Source organism: Micromonospora sp. WMMD735 (assembly GCF_049178995.1).
Classification (GTDB): domain Bacteria; phylum Actinomycetota; class Actinomycetes; order Mycobacteriales; family Micromonosporaceae; genus Micromonospora; species Micromonospora wenchangensis.
In genome coordinates this window covers 5,787,968-5,803,768 of the sequence record NZ_JBMHMJ010000002.1, presented here as the reverse complement: position 1 = coordinate 5,803,768, position 15,801 = coordinate 5,787,968, and the positions used below count along the sequence as shown (strand labels likewise).

The window sequence follows — 15,801 nt, the reverse complement described above, 5'->3', positions numbered from 1 at the left end:
GGTGGGGCGCGGGTCGGCGCGGGCGGGCAGTGAGCCGGTGGGGCGCTGGTCAGCGGTGCCCGGCGGCGACGGCCGGTGGGTCAGCGGCGGCGCACCCGGTGCAGGCGGAACGGCTTGCGGGTGGCGCGGACCACGGCCGCGCCCCGGGGTTCGGCGGCCAGCGAGGTGTCGGGCAGGGCAGCCCCGGCGTCCGGCGCGCCGTCCGGGGCGAGCCGGGTCAGCGCGCAGCCGTCGGCCGCCCAGCGGGCCACCAGGTCGGCGGTCGGGCCGGAGGCGTTGAGCCGCTTCGCCGCCACCAGCGGCGCGGAGGTCTCCCACTCCGGGCTGCCCGGAGCCAGCCGGGTCACCCGCGCCGGCCAGGTCACGATGCGCCCGCCGTGGTCGCCGCGCAGGGTCACCCGGGCGGTGCCGGCGTCCGCCAGCCCCGGCGCGGTCTGCTCCCCCGGCCCACTGACCACGAACAACGACCCCTCCAGGGGTACGCACCACAGCGCGACCGCCGGCCCGTCGCCGACCCCCACCCAGGCCACGGCGGCCTTCTTGATCGCCTCGTCGACCAGTGGCGTCGACCGGGAGGCGTCCACCTCGTCCGTCACACCCGCATCCTCTCGCAGCTACCACCCGGACGGCACCCGACCGCCACCGCCGGCCCGGACGGTGACGGTGCCGGCCCGGTCACCCGACGAACGGCGGGACGATGATCTCGCCCCGGGCGACCGGCATCACCTGACCGGTCACCGTCGTGCCGACCACCGTCCCGTCCTCGGCGGTCACCGTGCAGGCCAGGGCGGACGGGCGGCCGATCTCCACGCCCTGCCGGACGGCGTACCCGCTGCGGCCGACGCCGGGGAGCAGGCCGCTGGCGACCAGCCACACGCCCAGCCCCAGGGCGGCCGAGCCGGTGGCCGGGTCCTCGGGCACCCCGAGCCCCGGCACGAAGACCCGGGCGTGGGCGGTGCGCGTGTCGGCGTCCCAGGAGAACACGCTGACGTGCTCCACCCCGTACCGCTGCGCGGCGGCCGTGTTGACCCGGGCGCGGGCCACCGCGTCGGGGTGCACCGGCAGGTAGGGGAACTCCAGTCCGCAACCGGCCACCCGGGGGGCCGGTCCGGCATGGTCGGCCGCGGTGAGCCCGGCCATCTCCAGCAGCGGCTCCGGGTCGAGTTCCGGCCCGAGGGTGGGGGTGCCGCCGGTCAGGGTGGCACCGGTCGCGGTCACCTCGATCGGCAGCACCCCGGCGTGGCACTCCTGGCTGACCGACCCGGCGGGGAACAGGCCCCGGCGGCTGGCGGTGACCGCCGCGCCGACGCTGGGGTGACCGGCGAAGGGCAGTTCCCCGGTCGGGGTGAAGATCCGGGCCCGGTAGGTGGCACCCACCTGGGTCGGCGGCAGCACGAACACCGTCTCCGACAGGTTGAACTCCATCGCCAGCACCTGCATCTGCTCGGTGGCCAGCGCTTCGGCGCCGAACACCACGGCCAGGGGGTTGCCGGCGAACGGGCGGTCGGTGAAGACGTCCACGATCTCGTAGCCCAGGGTCGACATGGTGATAAACACTAGGCGCTTAGGCTGGTGGCCGTGAGCACGCCGAACCGGGTCTACATCGCTCGACTCGCCGGAGTCGCCGTCTTCGACCCGAACGGCGACCAGGTGGGGCGGGTCCGCGACGCGGTCGCCCGGATCCGGCCGACCCAGCGTCCACCCGAGGTGGTGGGGCTGGTGGCCGAGATGCCGATGCGCCGCCGGATCTTCCTGTCCATCAACCGGATCACCTCCATCGACGCCGACGCGGTCGTCCTCGGCAGCGGCACCCTCAACCTGCGCCGCTTCTCCAAACGCCCCAACGAGCTGCTCGTCCTCCAGGAACTGCTGGACCGGCGGGTGCAGCTCGACCCGGGCGGCCAGCCCGGCGCGGTGGTGGACGTGGCGATGGAGTGCAGCCGGGGTGGCGAGTGGTCGCTGTCCCGGGTCGCCGTCCGCGAGCAGACCAGCCGGTTGACCCGCCGTGGCCACCTGCACCAGGTGGACTGGGACCGGGTACGCGGGCTGAGCGGCCTCGCCGACAACCGGGGTACGGCCAACCTGTTGGCCGTACTGGAGGACATGCGCCCCGCCGACCTGGCCAACGCGCTGCAGGATCTGCCCGACGCCCGGCGCAACGAGGTCGCGGCGGCCCTCGACGACGAACGTCTCGCCGACGTGCTCGGCGAGCTGCCCGAACGCGACCAGGTGGAGATCCTCGCCGCGCTGGACCGGGAACGAGCCGCCGACGTACTGGAGGAGATGGACCCGGACGACGCCGCCGACCTGCTCAACGAGCTGCCCCCGCCGGAGCAGGACGTGCTGCTGGACCTGATGGAGCCGGACGAGGCCGACCCGGTCCGTCAGCTGCTCAAGTACACCTCCGGTACGGCGGGCAGCGTGATGACCTCCGAGCCGGTGATCCTGCCGCCGGACGCCACGGTCGCCGAGGCGCTGGCCCGGATCAGGGAGGAGCAGCTCTCCCCGGCGATCGCCGCGCAGGTCTTCGTGACCCGTGCCCCGATGACCACACCGACCGGCCGCTACCTGGGCATCGTGCACTTCCAGCGGCTGCTGCGCGAGCCCCCGGCCGACCTGCTCGGCGGGGTGGTGATCAACGACATCGACCCGCTGCGGCCGACCACCCCGCTGCCGGAGATAACCCGCCGGATGGCCACCTACGACCTGGTGGCGATGCCGGTGGTCGACCGGAACAACCGGCTGGTCGGCGCGGTCACCGTCGACGACGTGCTCGACCACTCGCTGCCCCGGGACTGGCGGGACCGCGACGCCGTGTCCGCCCCGGGCGCGGACGAGGCGGAGCCGGACACCACGCCGGTAGGCGGTGACTCCGATGGCTGAGCAGCGGCGGACCGAGCGGTTGGACCAGCCGCGTGAGCCCCGGGGCGTCAAGCTGCCCCGGTTCGACCCGGAGGCGTTCGGCCGCTGGTCGGAGGGGATCGCCCGGGGCATGGGCACGGCGAACTTCATCGTCTACATGACGGTGGTGATCGCGCTGTGGTTCGGCTGGAACACCCTGGCCCCGGCGGACCTGCGCTTCGACCCGTACACGTTCACGTTCCTGACCCTGGTGCTGTCGTTGCAGGCGTCGTACGCGGCCCCGCTGATCCTGCTCGCGCAGAACCGGCAGACCGACCGGGACCGGGTGGCGCTGGAGGAGGACCGTCGCCGGGCGACGATGCAGAAGGCGGACACCGAGTACCTGGCCCGGGAGGTGGCCGCGCTGCGGATCGCCCTGGGCGAGGTGGCGACCCGGGACTTCCTCCGCTCGGAGCTGGCCCGGCTGGCCGAGGAGCTGGACGCGGCGGCGCAGCGGCGGCAGAAGCGGGAGTTGCGGCAGCCGGAGCGACCGGGCGGGCGGGGTGAGGGGCGGTCCGGTGGGGGCGAACCACCGCTCGACGAGCCGCGCGACGATCTGGACGGCGACTACGTGCGCGACGGCCGCCGCCCGGAGAACTGAGCGGGCCGGGGTGACGTACGTGATCGTCCGGTTTTGTCCGGTAGGGCGGGGCGGCCCCGGCCGGTCGATCGATTCGCTCACACCCGGCCCCGCTGTTGGCGGACGCCCCGGCCGCCCGACGTAGCATTGCCCGCATGTCAGCTCCCGTCAGCACCCTCTCCGACGCGATCCAGGCCGCGCTGGCCACCGTCAACGACCCGGAGATCCGTCGGCCCATCACCGACCTCGGCATGGTCCGTTCCGCCGAGATCGGCGAGGACGGCGTGGTCCGGGTCGGGTTGCTGCTCACCGTGGCCGGCTGCCCGCTGAAGGACAAGCTGCGCGGGGACATCACCGCCGCCGTCGGCGCGGTGCCCGGGGTGAGCGGCGTGGAGATCGAGTTCGGGGTGATGAGCCCGGAGCAGCGGCAGGAGCTGCAGGGCAAGCTGCGTGGCGGAGCCGCCACCGACGAGCCGGTCATCCCGTTCGCCCAGCCGGGCTCCCGTACCCGGGTCTACGCGGTGGCCAGCGGCAAGGGCGGCGTCGGCAAGTCCAGCGTCACGGTCAACCTGGCCGCCGCGCTGGCCGCCCGGGGCCTGTCCGTCGGCGTGGTCGACGCCGACATCTACGGCCACTCGGTGCCCCGGATGCTCGGCGCGGAGGGCAAGCCGACCCGGGTGGAAGACATGATCATGCCGCCGCAGGCGAACGGTGTGAAGGTCATCTCGATCGGTATGTTCACCCCGGGCAACGCGGCGGTGGTGTGGCGCGGCCCGATGCTGCACCGGGCGTTGCAGCAGTTCCTGGGCGACGTCTACTGGGGTGAGCTGGACGTCCTCCTGCTCGACCTGCCCCCGGGCACCGGCGACATCGCCATCTCCGTCGCCCAGCTGCTACCCAACGCCGAGATCCTGGTGATCACCACTCCGCAGGCGGCGGCCGCCGAGGTCGCCGAGCGGGCCGGCGCGATCTCGTTGCAGACCCACCAGCGGATCGTCGGCGTCATCGAGAACATGTCCTGGCTGGAGCTGCCCGACGGGTCCCGGATGGAGGTCTTCGGTGCCGGTGGCGGCCAGGAGGTGGCCGATTCGCTGAGCCGGACGATCGGCGCGCAGGTGCCGTTGCTGGGCCAGATCCCGATGGACAGCCGGGTCCGGGAGGGCGGCGACGCCGGCACCCCGATCGTGCTGTCCGCGCCGGACGCGCCCGCCGCGAAGGCGCTGCACCAGGTGGCCGACCGGCTGGCGGTACGCCGCGAGTCGCTGCTCGGCAAGTCGCTGGGCCTCAAGCCCGCCGGGCGCTGACCGCCGGCCCGCGCCACGGGCCTGATCCAGTCCTCCGGGCCCGCGCCACGGGCCTGATCCACTCACGTGAGCCGATGATGCGGTATCCCCGACAGGGGATACCGCATTTGGCGTTCCATTGCGACAGCCCGTCCGGCGGTGGCCCAGACCGGACGCGGGTCAGGTGGCGTCGTCGTAGCTGGGGCGGGGGGCCGGGGCGGGCGCGGAGGCGGTGCTCGTCGCGGTGCCCTTACGGGCGGCGGCCCTCGGGTCGATCCGGTCGGCGACACCCTTGAGTTCCTCGTGCACCCCGGTGACGTCCGCCCGCAGGTCGTCGTAGACGCTCTGGAGGGGCTTGCGGATCGCCTGCTCGTCCTCCTCGCTGAGCAGGTGCTTGCGGATGAACGCCTTCGGGTGGAGGTCCTCCAGCTGGATGTCGGTGCCCAGCTCACGGCTCAGGTCGCCGGTGGCGTTGCGGGCCATCGCGCGCAGGTTGCGCACCAGCCGCAGACCGTCGCTGATGACGTTGGGCAGCCGGTCCCCGAAGATCAGCAGTGCCAGGAGCAGCAGGACGCCGATCTCCCACCAGTTCAGGTTGTCGAGCACCGCAGGGCCTCCTCGTCACGTCGACCCCAGCGTACGCACGTCAGGGCCTGGTCCGGGAGGGGGTGAACGGCCCTCACTTGGCGTCCGCGGCGAGCGTCACCGAGGCGTTCTGCCGGGTCGACCCGCGCCGGTACTCCACGGTCACCACCGACCCGGGGGCGAACTTGCGGACCAGGGCGATCAGGTCGGTCGGCTCGTTCATCGGCCGGCCGTTGAGCCGGAGCACGACGTCCCCGGCCTTCAGCCCGGCCCCGGCGGCCGGTCCGGCCGGTTCCACGGCCGCCAGGCGCACCCCCACGCCGGCCCGGGTGGCCGTGCCGGTGCCGGCGACCTGGGCCCCGATCACGGTACGACGGGCCTTGCCCGTGCCGATGATGTCCTGGGTGATCCTTTTCGCCTGGTTGATCGGAATGGCGAAGGCGAGCCCGATGTTCCCCGCCTCCTGCCCCTCCGCCACCAGCGACTTGATCGTCGAGTTCACCCCGATCACCCGACCGGCCGAGTCGACCAGCGGGCCACCCGAGTTGCCGTGGTTGACCGCCGCGTCGGTCTGGATCGCCGCGTAGTAGCGGACCGGCCCACCCGGCTCCCCCGCCTGCATGGTGCGGTCCAGCGCGCTGATGATGCCGGCGGTGACCGTGTTCGCCAGGGACAGCGGCGAACCGATGGCCAGCACCGGGTCACCCACCGCGAGCGCATCGGAGTCACCGAACTCGATCGGCCGCAACCCCGTACGGCTCACCTTGATCACCGCGATGTCCGACTCCGGGTCCTGCCCGACCACCGTCGCCGCAGAGCTGCTGCCGTCGTTGAAGGTCACCGACGCCCGGCCGGTGCCGTCGGCGACCACGTGGTCGTTGGTGACCACGTAGCCGTCGGCGCTGACGATGAACCCGGACCCCTCGCTGGTGCCGGCCGGACCGGCCACCCGGATCGTCACCACGCTGGGCAGGACCCGGCCGGCGACCCCGGCCAGCGAGTCCGGGCGACGCTGGGCCAGCGCGGGCCCCTCGGCCGGGCCGGCCCCCAGGGTGACCCCGCCGCCGACACCGCCACGCACCGCGAAGGCGTACCCGAGGGCACCGCCCAGGGTGCCGGCGAGCAACGCGACGATCAGCGGGACGAGCAGCAGCTGGCGCAGCCGCGGCCGGCCGGGCGCGTCCGGGTCGGTGACCGGCTCCGGCGCGGCACCGGTGGCCGGCGCGCCCGGCAACACGACCGCCGCCGGGGCGTACGGGTCCCGCCAGGGGTCGGCGAGCGCGTCCGACCACCACGGCGAAGCCGACCCGCCGTACGGCGCAGCCGACCCGCCGTACGGCGTCGTCGGGGCCGTCTGCGGCGGACCGGGCGGCGGCCCCGCCGAACCCGGAGTCCCGCCGGGCGCTCGCCACTCCCAGCCGTCGGTCACGTCGGTGCCTCCCACTCGTCCCCCGGTGCCCCGGACCACGACCGGGGGTGGCGGTCACGGCGCAGGGGGCACCCCGTCCAGGATTGCACGGATGCGCCGGGCGGAGTCAGCTCTTGTCCGCCCGCACCCGTCCACCGCCCGGCTCCGCGCCACCCGGACCGGTACGCCTGCCCCGTCCACGCCGACGCCGCCGCGCCACCCGGGCCGGCACGGGTGGACTCGCGGCCGAAGGAGCCTCGCCTCTAGGCTCATAGCGCCCACCCGCTCCGCACACCATCGCCACCGCCCGGAGGTGTCCCATCGCCACGGTCGCCAGTTCCGGCAGCCCGACGGCGCAGTCGTTGCAGTTCGCCGAGTCGTACGTCGGCGAGGACATCGTGCTGGCCACCGCCCGCAGCCTCGCCCGGGAGGTCGGCCTCGACGCGGTCACCCCCGGCGCCGGGGCGGCGCTGCGCCTGCTCGCCGCCGCCGGCAACGCCCGCGCGGTGGTGGAGATCGGCACCGGCACCGGGGTCAGCGGGGTGTGGCTGCTGCGCGGCATGCGCGCCGACGGGGTGCTCACCACCATCGACGTCGAGGTCGAGCACCAGCGGATCGCCCGGCGGATCTTCGTCGAGGCGGGCTTCCCGTCCGGCCGTACCCGGATCATCACCGGCCGGGCACTGGACGTGCTGCCCCGGCTCGCCGACGGCGCGTACGACCTGATCTTCGTCGACGGCGAGACGACCGGCTCGGCCGCGTACGTCGACGCCGCCCTGCGGCTGCTGCGCCCCGGTGGGGTGCTCGCCCTCAACGGCGGCTTCGCCGGTGGCCGGATCGGTGACCCGGCCGCCCGGGACGCCGAGACGGTGACCATGCGGGAGACGGTCAAGGCGATCCGGGAGGCCGAGCAGTGGATTCCGGCCCTGCTCCCGGTCGGTCACGGCCTGCTGGCCGCGGTCAAGTGCTGACCACGACCGGGCGCTGACCGGCGGCCGGGCGCTGACCGGCGGCCGGGTGCTGACCGGCGGCCGGGTGCCGGCCACGGCCGGGTGCCGACCGCGTCGGGACGCGGGACGGGCACCCGGCCCGGCGGCCGCTCAGTCCAGCGTCGCCAGCCAGCGCAGCAGGCCCCGCACGCCCCAGCCGGTCGCGCCCCGGGTCAGCTCGGCGTCGTCGCCGTCGGCCCAGGACGGCGCGGACATGTCGATGTGCAGCCAGCGGTCCCGCAGCTCGCCGGTGAACTCGCGCAGGTAGAGCGCGGCCATCACGGAGCCGGCCCCCCGGTCCGGGGAACTGTGCCGGTCGGCCAGGTCGCTGCCGAGGTGTTCGAGGTAGTCGGCGGGCAGCGGCATCCGCCAGGCCGCCTCGCCCGCGTCGGCGACGGCGGCCAGCACGGCGGCGGCCAGCACGTCGTTGTCGCTGTACAGCGCGCCGGTCCGCTTGCCCAGCGCCACCGCGTTCGCGCCGGTCAGGGTGGCCAGGTCGATCAGCAGGTCGGGACGGAGTTCCCGGGCCGCGTAACCGAGCGCGTCGGCGAGCACCAGCCGCCCCTCGGCGTCGGAGTTGGTGCTCTCGCTCGTCGTCCCGTCGTAGTGCCTGATGACGTCGCCGGGGCGGAACGCCGACCCGCTGACCATGTTCTCGGCCAGCGGGGTCAGGGCGGTGACCCGCACGGGCAGCCGCAACGCCGCAGCGCCCAGGGTGGCCGCGACCACCGCCGCCGCGCCGGCCATGTCCTTGCGCATCAGCTTCATCGCCGGCACCGGCTTGATCGAGATGCCACCGGTGTCGAAGGTGATCCCCTTGCCGACCAGGACGACGTGCTGCCGGGCGTCGGCGGGCCGCCAGTCCAGCTCGACCAGGCGGGGGCCGCTGGCCGAGCCGGCACCGACGGCGAGGATGCCGCCGAAGCCCTCGTCCGCCAGCTCCTGCGGCCCGCGTACCCGCAGGTGCAGGTCGGGGTGGTCGGCGGCGGCGTCGGCGACCTGGGCGGCGAACCACTGCGGGGTCTTCACCGCCGAGGGGGTGTTGGTCAGGTCCCGGGCGAGGCGGGTCATCGCGGCGGTCGTCCGGGCCGTCTCGACGGCCTTGGCGTACGCCTGCGGCGTGGTGGTCAGCAGAGTCACCCCGGTCAGCGCGGGCGTCGTCCCCGCCTCGGTCAGCCGGAACCGGTACGAGGCGAGCAGCAGCCCCTCGACGACGGCCCGGACGACCCCGGCGGACGCGTCGATCGGCACCGCCAACGTGACATGTGTCTCAGCTACGGCAGCGCGGGCCAGGGCGGCCCCGGCCGTCCGCCAGGCCCGTTCCCCGCCGTCGCCCACACCGAGCAGCAGCAGCCGGGCCGGGGAACCACCGGGGCGGAGCTGGGTCAGCGTCTCGCCCGCCCGCCCGGTCAGCCGGGTCACCGGCAGCAGCTCCCGCGCCTGCGCCAGCACCTCGTCGGTGGGTGGCGACGCGGTGGCGACCAGCGCCGGCGCGGCGTCGTCCGGGTCGGTGGCGGCGCGGACGGGCAGGACGAGGACGTCCGGCCCGTCGGGGGTGGCGGCGAGACTGATGGCGAGCACGCTGGACCGTACCTCCGGGGAAGTTGGCGGTGCGGGACCTCGACGACCCGCTGGGGACAGACGAAGTCCCTGAGTCACCGGCGGTGCCGGTGACCCAGGGACCAGAAACCTTCCGCGCGGCACCGCGCGGAGCGTCGGCCGATCAGCCGGCAGCCGCCTTCAGCGCGTCACCGAGTGCGTTGGCCTCGTCGGGAGTCATCTCGACGACGAGCCGGCCACCGCCCTCCAGCGGGACCCGCATGACGATGCCCCGACCCTCCTTGGTGACTTCCAGCGGACCGTCGCCCGTCCGCGGCTTCATCGCCGCCATGTTGTCTCCCCTCAGACCTATACATCAGGGTCGGTGTACTGCCCCACAGCCACTTCGTGTCGACCACCCGCAAGGTACGCGGGGGCGTCGACCACGATTTTCCCTGATGAACACCGCCGGACCCAAACCGGAGCAGCATTGATGTAACAGCATCTAGCTTATCTTGAGAAGGCCTGTCACAATGTGCGGTCATGCAGGCACGGTCGGCACTCTTCGACCTGTACGGCGACCATCTCCGCACGCGGGGTGGGCGCGCACCGGTCGCCGCCCTGGTGAAGTTGCTGGCCCCGCTCGGCGTCGCCCCGCCGGCCGTCCGGACCGCCGTGTCCCGGATGGTGCGCCAGGGCTGGCTGGAGCCCCTGCGGCTCGCCTCCGGCCCCGGATATTCGATCACACCGAAGGCGGTCCGTCGGCTCGACGAGGCCGCCGCCCGGATCTACCGCACCGGCCGGATCACCTGGGACGGGCGTTTCGACCTGCTCGTCCTGTCCACCCCGACCGCCCGGCGCGACCGCCAGCGGCTCGCCGCCAACCTCAGCTTCCTCGGCTACGGCACCCTCGACGAGCACACCTGGGTGGCGACCCGGGCCAGCGAGGACGTCGACCTGCTGCTGGAGGAGGCCGGGGTGCGCTACGAGCGGTTCACCGCCGCGCACGCCGCCGGCACCCCCGGGGCGATGGGCGTGGTCCGTCGCGCCTGGGACCTCGGCGAGATCGGGCACGCCTACGAACGGTTCGTCGCCGAGCAGCGCGCCCAACTCGCCGGGGTGACCGTGCGCAGTGGCGACGAGGAGGCGTACGCGGCCCGGTTCCGGCTGGTGCACGCGTGGCGTACCTTCCTGTTCCAGGACCCTCAACTCCCTCCGGCACTGCTCCCCGAACGCTGGCCCGGCACCGCCGCCGCCAGCTTCTTCGACCGGCACGCCGCCCGGCTCCGGCCGGCCGCCGACCGGTACGTCGAGCAGTGCCTCGACGCCGGCAACCGGGTCCCCCGACAGAAGGGCCGTTAGAGACGTGACCGAGCCACTGCTCGTCGACCGCACCGATGGCGTGGTCACCCTGACCATGAACCGCCCCACCGCGATGAACGCCCTCGACGTGGCGCTCAAGGAGGCGCTGCGGGACGCGCTGGCCGCGCTGGAGACCGACAGGTCCTGCCGGGCGGTGGTGCTGGCCGGGTCGGGCGGCTCGTTCAGCGCCGGCCAGGACCTGCGCGAGCACGTGCAGGTGCTGGAGTCGCCGGGCCGCGACCCGCTGGACACCGTCCGGGCGCACTACAACCCGATCGCCGCCCGGCTGGCCAACCTGCCCAAGCCGGTGGTCGCCGCCGTCCGGGGCATGGCCGCCGGGGCGGGCGCCTCGCTGGCGTTCCTTGCCGACTTCCGCATCGGCGGGCCGAAGACGAAGTTCCTGATGGCCTTCGCCGGGGTGGGCCTGGCCGCCGACACCGGGGCGTCCTGGACGCTGCCCCGGCTGGTCGGCCACGCCAAGGCCGTCGAGCTGCTGATGCTCGCCGAGCCGGTCGCCGCCGACGAGGCGTGCCGGCTGGGCCTGCTCACCCGGCTGGTCGACGACGACGAGCAGGTGCTGCCCACCGCGCACGAGCTGGCCGCCCGGCTCGCCGCCGGCCCGACCGTCGCGTACGGGGCGATCAAGCGGCAGCTCTCCATCGCCGACGCGGGCACCCTCGCCGACGCCCTCTCCGCCGAGGCGCAGGCCCAGTCGATCTGCGGGGGCACCGCCGACCACCGGGCCGCCACCATCGCCTTCGTCAACAAGCAGAAGCCGGTCTTCCAGGGCAGCTGAGCCGGGTGGGCCGCCCGGCCGCACGCGCGAGGACATGCCGGCCGTCAGCGGGCCACGTACCCGCCGTCGATGGGCACCGTGTGACCGGTGATCCAGGCCGCGTCGTCGGAGCAGAGGAAGAGCACCACGCCGGCCACGTCGTCCGGGCTGGGGATGCCGGGTTTCGGGTTGAACGACTCCATCCGGGCCCGCATCTCCGCCGGGTCCGGCGCGCTGTCGATGAAGTGCTCCACCAGCGGGGTCATCACCACCGTGGGGGCGACCGCGTTGACCCGGATGTTGCGGGCCGCGTACTCCACCGCCGCCGACCGGGTCAGCCCGACGATGCCGGCCTTGGTGAAGGTGTACGGGGAGATGTTCTCCTGCGCCGCCAGGCCGGTGGTGGACGAGGTGTTGACGATCGCGCCCCCACCACCGCGCAGCATCGCCTCGATGCCGTACTTGAGCACGTGGAACACGCCGTCGCCGTTGATCCGCCGGACCTTCTGCCAGTTCTCCACGTCCATCTCGTGCAGGGGCTGCTGCCGGCCGTCGATACCGGCGTTGTTGAAGATCAGGTCGATCCGGCCGTAGCGCCGCACCGTTTCGGCGACACCCTGCTCCACCGCGTCGGCGTCACCGGTGTCGACGGTGACCGCGAGGGCGTCGGGCAGGTCGGCGGCGAGCCGCTCGGCACCCTCGGTGTTGATGTCGGCGACCACCACCCGGGCCCCCTCGGCGGCGAACCGCCTGGCGGTAGCCTCGCCGAGCCCGGAGGCACCACCGGTGACGAATGCGACCTTGTCCTGGAACCGCATCGGCCCTCCCTCGACCGGCCGACCGGGCGTCGGCACCGGTGCGCCATACCCGGTGGGCGGGCGGCTAGTCGTCCTCCTCCGGGTCCTGGTTGGCCTCGACGCCCAGCACGAACGCCTGCATGGCCAGTTCGTCGCCGCTGGGCGAGACGAACGCGGGCAGCTCGGCCGGGCCCAGCTCCTGCACGTACGACCAGAACAGCCGGACCGCCTCGGCCCGCGACTCGGCCTCGATCGGCAGGTCGAGGCTGACCAGCCAGGTCCGGCGCGACGGCGGCGGGCCGAGCCGGTCGACCAGCTCCCGGTAGGTGCCCGGGTCGAGCGGGGTGACCGGGCCGGCGACGGCCACCTGCCCGGCCGGCACCGGCGCGTCGAACGACCGCCGGGTGTAGGTCACCAGCAGCGCCCGCCCGTCATGGCGGGCCACCCGGCCCAGCGCCACCAGCCGGGGCGGCCCGTCGGCCAGCACCGCCACCCGGTCACCGGGACGCGGGGCGGGCCCACCGGCCGGGACGGCCAGCTCCAGGGTCTCGTGGTGGACGAGGCGCTCGGCGTCGTGCCGCCCGGCCGGCAGCAGCACCGCCCAGGCGTCGCCGTCCGGCCCGCCGTCGACGTCCGTCGGGCCGGTGCTGCGGTGGTCGGTCACGGTCATGCCCCCATCTGATCACGGGCCACGGCGGTGCCGGCGTGGCAGCCCGCGAGATGGTCGTCGACCATGCCGGTGGCCTGCATCAGCGCGTACGCCGTGGTGGGGCCGACGAAGCGGAAGCCCTGCTTCTTGAGCACCTTGGCCAGCGCGACGGACTCCGGGGTCGACGCCGGCACCTCGGCGAACGACCCGAGCCGGGCCGGCCGGGGCGGCGGCGCGTACGACCAGAGCAGCGCGGAGAGCCCGTCGGGCAGGGTCAGCGCGGCACGGGCGTTGGCGATCGCCGCCTCGATCTTGGCGCGGTTACGGACGATGCCCGCGTCGGCGAGCAGCCGGGTCACGTCCGCGTCGCCGAAGGCGGCGACCCGCTCGATCCGGAAGCCGGCGAAGGCGAGCCGGAACGCCTCGCGTTTGCGCAGGATGGTCAGCCAGGACAGCCCGGACTGGAACGCCTCCAGGGTGAGCCGTTCGTAGAGGGCATCGTCGCCGCGCAGCGGGCGGCCCCACTCGGTGTCGTGGTAGATCGCGTAGTCCGGAGTGCTCGCCCCCCAGGCACAGCGGGGCAGGCCGTCGGGGCCGGTCACCAGGTCAGTCACCCGTCACACGCTAGGCCAGGGCCCTGACACGCGGCGTCGGGGCCGGGGTGGCGCGGCCCGACCGATCCCGCTCCGCAGCGTCAGCGGGTGGACGGGCGGGGCAGCCGGCCGGACTCGACCAGGCGGGCGAAGCGTTTCAGGGCCAGGGTCAGGCTGGCCTTGGAGCCCGGCCAGAGCAGCGGCCAGGCGACCCGGCCGGCCGCACCGCCGGGCAGGTGGAACCACTCGTGCCAGACCACCTGGGTGCGGTCGTCGGCCAGTGGGGTGCAGCGCAGCACCCCCGGACCGCGCAGGAGCCGGCCGCAGTGCACCACGCCCACCTCGTAGGGGGCGTCGACCCGGACCACCCGCATCTCGTCGCGCAGGGCCGCCGGGCCGAGCGCGGTGACCGCCTCGATGAGGCTGCCCTCGCCGCCGTCGCCCTCGACCACCCGGACCCGGGTCAGCGGGATCCAGTCGGACTGCCCCTCCCAGTCGGTCAGCGCGGCGAAGACCCGCTCGGCGGGGGCGTCGACGATCACCGTGGCGGTGAACTCGCCGGCCCCGGGCTGGGCCGCCTCGTCGGCCAACCCGCCGCCCGCCGGGTCCGGTCCGGTCACACCGGCTCCGAGCGGACCGCCGCGCCACCGGGACGCTCGGCGTCGGTCTTCCCGGCCGGCTCCCCCGCCCGGTCGTCCCCGGGACGGTCGCCGGTCGGGGTGGCGTCGCCGGTGGCGTCAGCGGACGGATCGGCGTCGGCGGCCGGGCGGACACCGGCGGTCGCCGGCTCCGTCGGCGCGGCCCCGGTGGTCGGCCCGTCCGGGTCGGCGGGCACGTCGGCGGGCGTCGGGGAGGCGTCGGACGCGGTGCTCGCGGCCTCCTCCCGGGTGCGGCGCAGCGCGTCGGCGTCGGCGGTACGACCCTCCCGCAGCGCGAGGATCTCGGCCTCCAACACCCCGATCAGCTCGGTCTTGTACCCGATGTCGTAGCCGGCCCGGCGCATCGCCTGGTCGACCTGGTCCATCCGGTAGCCGCGCAGGGCGGTGTCGAAGCGCAGCGCGCCGACGTCGGACTCCCGCAGCGGGCGACCGCCCGGCAGCGGGACGGCTCTGCCGTCGGGCTCGGCGGGCGCGAGGCCGTCCCGACCCGAGATCAGCACCGTCACGCCGAACACGACCGCCGCCACGGTCAACGCGACGACCAGAATGAGCAGAGTCTGACCCATGCAGAGATCGTGGCACGGGGACACCCTCCGGAGCGACCCCAACCACCATCATCGTCACCGATCTTTCGGCCGGGACGGCCCGGCGACGGGCCGGGTCGTCGGGGTCGTACCGCCCCGGGGGCGGGTCGGGCGACCGGATAGCGTCGGCGTCGGCCGGGTCGTCCGGCCGGTGACCTGCGGGAGGCGGAATTGGCCGGGGCGCTGCGACTCGGGGGGCGGAGCTTCGCCCCGGGCGAGCCGGTGGTGATGGCGATCGTCAACCGGACGCCGGATTCGTTCTTCGACCGGGGGGCGACCTTCGCCCAGGACAGCGCCCTGCGCGCGGTGGAGCGGGCGGTCACCGAGGGCGCGGAGATCATCGACATCGGCGGGGTGAAGGCCGGGCCGGGCGACGAGGTCGACGTGGCCGAGGAGATCCGCCGGACGGTGGACACGATCGCCGCCGTCCGGGCCGCGTTCCCCGAGGTGGTCATCTCGATCGACACCTGGCGGGCCGAGGTGGCGGTGGAGGCGGTGGCGGCCGGCGCGGACCTGCTCAACGACACCTGGTCCGGGGCCGATCCGGCGCTCGCCCGGGTGGCCGCCGAGACCGGCGTGGGGCTGGTCTGCTCCCACGCCGGTGGGCTGACGCCCCGGACCCGGCCGCACCGGGCCGCCTTCACCGACGTGGTCGCCGACGTGGTCGCGACGGTGACCGGGCTCGCCGAACGCGCGGTGTCCCTGGGGGTACGCCCCGACGGCATCCTGATCGACCCGGCGCACGACTTCGGCAAGAACACCAGGCACTCGTTGGAGATCACCCGCAGGTTGGCCGAGCTGGCCGGCACCGGCTGGCCGCTGCTGGTGGCGTTGTCGAACAAGGACTTCATCGGCGAGACGCTGGACCTGCCGGTGCCGGAGCGGTTGGAGGGCACCCTGGCCGCGACGGCGGTGTCGGCCTGGCTCGGCGCGCGGGTGTTCCGCGCCCACCAGGTGCTGCCCACCCGGCGGGTGCTGGACATGGTGGCCTCGATCCGGGGCGACCGGCCGCCGACGCTCACCCGCCGCGGCCTGGCCTGAGACCGGTCACCGGGTGACCCGACCCGGTGCGGTGGTCAGGCCGGTGCGGTGGTCGC

18 protein-coding genes are annotated in these 15,801 nt (G+C 74.6%); 7 read left to right on the top strand and 11 right to left on the bottom strand.

The annotated features are described in order from the left end of the window. Positions 1–80: 80 nt before the first annotated feature. Positions 81–614 (bottom strand): hypothetical protein, encoded by a 534-nt coding sequence (locus ACN268_RS25405; RefSeq protein WP_421486985.1) that lies wholly within the window; start codon positions 612–614, stop codon positions 81–83. 61 nt (positions 615–675) lie between these two features. Next, positions 676–1,545, bottom strand: a complete 870-nt coding sequence (locus ACN268_RS25400) for a PhzF family phenazine biosynthesis protein (protein ID WP_421485365.1) — start codon at positions 1,543–1,545, stop codon at positions 676–678. Positions 1,546–1,578: 33 nt separating this feature from the next. Here ACN268_RS25400 and ACN268_RS25395 point away from each other — a divergent pair, with 33 nt between their 5' ends. From ACN268_RS25395 to ACN268_RS25385, 3 genes are all read left to right on the top strand, one after another. After that, a complete protein-coding gene (locus ACN268_RS25395) occupies positions 1,579–2,883 on the top strand; it encodes a magnesium transporter MgtE N-terminal domain-containing protein (RefSeq protein ID WP_421485363.1) in 1,305 nt (434 codons plus the stop codon). Then, positions 2,876–3,502: a DUF1003 domain-containing protein gene (locus ACN268_RS25390; protein WP_421485361.1), complete on the top strand. Its 627-nt coding sequence runs from the start codon at positions 2,876–2,878 to the stop codon at positions 3,500–3,502. Before ACN268_RS25395 ends, ACN268_RS25390 begins: the two co-directional genes overlap by 8 nt. 134 nt (positions 3,503–3,636) lie before the next feature. Continuing rightward, positions 3,637–4,785 (top strand): Mrp/NBP35 family ATP-binding protein, encoded by a 1,149-nt coding sequence (locus ACN268_RS25385; RefSeq protein ID WP_204927357.1) that lies wholly within the window; start codon positions 3,637–3,639, stop codon positions 4,783–4,785. Between the two features lie 159 nt (positions 4,786–4,944). On the opposite strand, the gene ACN268_RS25380 is transcribed toward ACN268_RS25385, so the two are convergent. Both ACN268_RS25380 and ACN268_RS25375 read right to left on the bottom strand, forming a co-directional pair. After that, on the bottom strand, positions 4,945–5,370 hold the full coding sequence (locus tag ACN268_RS25380; RefSeq protein WP_204927356.1) for a preprotein translocase subunit TatB: 426 nt from the start codon (positions 5,368–5,370) through the stop codon (positions 4,945–4,947). A 73-nt stretch (positions 5,371–5,443) separates the two neighbouring features. Then, positions 5,444–6,793 carry a S1C family serine protease gene (locus tag ACN268_RS25375; protein WP_421485359.1) on the bottom strand — a complete coding sequence of 450 codons (1,350 nt, stop codon included), beginning with the start codon at positions 6,791–6,793 and terminating at the stop codon, positions 5,444–5,446. 326 nt (positions 6,794–7,119) lie between these two features. Here ACN268_RS25375 and ACN268_RS25370 point away from each other — a divergent pair, with 326 nt between their 5' ends. After that, positions 7,120–7,728 (top strand): O-methyltransferase, encoded by a 609-nt coding sequence (locus tag ACN268_RS25370; protein WP_204927355.1) that lies wholly within the window; start codon positions 7,120–7,122, stop codon positions 7,726–7,728. A gap of 129 nt (positions 7,729–7,857) precedes the next feature. Here ACN268_RS25370 and ACN268_RS25365 read toward each other — a convergent pair whose 3' ends face one another. Next, entirely contained in the window at positions 7,858–9,327 is a 1,470-nt protein-coding gene (locus ACN268_RS25365; RefSeq protein ID WP_421485358.1) for a leucyl aminopeptidase family protein, read from the bottom strand. A gap of 142 nt (positions 9,328–9,469) precedes the next feature. Next, complete coding sequence (locus ACN268_RS25360) at positions 9,470–9,637, bottom strand: DUF3117 domain-containing protein (protein WP_007455245.1); 168 nt, start codon at positions 9,635–9,637, stop codon at positions 9,470–9,472. Positions 9,638–9,828: 191 nt separating this feature from the next. Between ACN268_RS25360 and ACN268_RS25355 the strand changes: the two genes are divergently transcribed. Both ACN268_RS25355 and ACN268_RS25350 read left to right on the top strand, forming a co-directional pair. Further along, positions 9,829–10,647 (top strand): PaaX family transcriptional regulator C-terminal domain-containing protein, encoded by an 819-nt coding sequence (locus ACN268_RS25355; protein WP_088647021.1) that lies wholly within the window; start codon positions 9,829–9,831, stop codon positions 10,645–10,647. Between the two features lie 4 nt (positions 10,648–10,651). Further along, positions 10,652–11,443, top strand: a complete 792-nt coding sequence (locus tag ACN268_RS25350; RefSeq protein ID WP_421485357.1) for an enoyl-CoA hydratase/isomerase family protein — start codon at positions 10,652–10,654, stop codon at positions 11,441–11,443. Positions 11,444–11,487: 44 nt separating this feature from the next. Here the strand turns inward: ACN268_RS25350 and ACN268_RS25345 are convergent, their stop codons facing one another. The 5 genes from ACN268_RS25345 to ACN268_RS25325 form a co-directional block, all read right to left on the bottom strand. Further along, a complete protein-coding gene (locus ACN268_RS25345; protein WP_421485355.1) occupies positions 11,488–12,240 on the bottom strand; it encodes an SDR family NAD(P)-dependent oxidoreductase in 753 nt (250 codons plus the stop codon). A gap of 64 nt (positions 12,241–12,304) precedes the next feature. Continuing rightward, on the bottom strand, positions 12,305–12,889 hold the full coding sequence (locus ACN268_RS25340) for a hypothetical protein (RefSeq protein ID WP_421485353.1): 585 nt from the start codon (positions 12,887–12,889) through the stop codon (positions 12,305–12,307). Then, a complete protein-coding gene (locus tag ACN268_RS25335; RefSeq protein WP_421485351.1) occupies positions 12,886–13,482 on the bottom strand; it encodes a DNA-3-methyladenine glycosylase I in 597 nt (198 codons plus the stop codon). Before ACN268_RS25335 ends, ACN268_RS25340 begins: the two co-directional genes overlap by 4 nt. A gap of 80 nt (positions 13,483–13,562) precedes the next feature. Next, positions 13,563–14,081, bottom strand: coding sequence for an SRPBCC family protein (locus ACN268_RS25330; protein WP_088647017.1), 519 nt, complete (start codon positions 14,079–14,081; stop codon positions 13,563–13,565). After that, on the bottom strand, positions 14,078–14,686 hold the full coding sequence (locus ACN268_RS25325) for a DivIVA domain-containing protein (RefSeq protein WP_421485350.1): 609 nt from the start codon (positions 14,684–14,686) through the stop codon (positions 14,078–14,080). Before ACN268_RS25325 ends, ACN268_RS25330 begins: the two co-directional genes overlap by 4 nt. Before the next feature lie 189 nt (positions 14,687–14,875). Between ACN268_RS25325 and folP the strand changes: the two genes are divergently transcribed. Further along, the gene (gene folP, locus ACN268_RS25320) at positions 14,876–15,745 is read left to right on the top strand and encodes a dihydropteroate synthase (protein ID WP_363657446.1); all 870 of its coding nucleotides are present in this window, start codon (positions 14,876–14,878) and stop codon (positions 15,743–15,745) included. Positions 15,746–15,801: the final 56 nt, after the last annotated feature.